This window comes from Pseudomonas sp. 2995-1 (genome assembly GCF_002742505.1).
Classification (GTDB): Bacteria; Pseudomonadota; Gammaproteobacteria; order Pseudomonadales; family Pseudomonadaceae; genus Aquipseudomonas; species Aquipseudomonas sivasensis.
Window position 1 is genome coordinate 1 of the sequence record NZ_LJSA01000426.1, and the last position, 545, is coordinate 545.

The 545-nt window shown below is 56.1% G+C and carries 1 protein-coding gene; it reads left to right on the forward strand.

What is annotated here, in order from left to right; translation table 11 throughout:
* A partial coding sequence (locus AOA61_RS31275) for a hypothetical protein (RefSeq protein ID WP_158234817.1) occupies positions 1-545 on the forward strand: 545 nt, incomplete at both ends.

Consider the following 545-nt stretch of genomic DNA (forward strand, 5'->3'; position numbering starts at 1 on the left):
GACAGCAATAAAGACGGTTACTACGCCATCGTTGGCAACAACGTTGTCCTGACTCAGGCCGGTGCTGACTTTGTTAATGCGGGCAATAAACTGCCAGCGTTCGATCTGACCGTGACTGATGCAGACAAAGGCAGCGCAACTGCCGCCGCTACTCCGGACGTGACGCTGGTCAACGACCTGCCGACCATCGAAGTAACCGCCAATCCGTTGGTTGAAGACGCTGTCAGCAAAGACACTGTGGCGGGCTCGTTCACCGTGGGTGACGAAGAAACCCCAGTTGCAAACCTGGTGGTCACCTTCACCGGCGACAGCAATAAAGACGGTTACTACGCCATCGTTGGCAACAACGTTGTCCTGACTCAGGCCGGTGCTGACTTCGTTAACGCGGGCAACAAATTGCCAGCGTTCGATCTGACCGTGACTGATGCTGACAAAGGCAGCGCAACTGCCGCCGCTACTCCGGACGTGACGCTGGTCAACGACCTGCCGACCATCGAAGTAACCGCCAATCCGTTGGTTGAAGACGCTGTCAGCAAAGACACTGT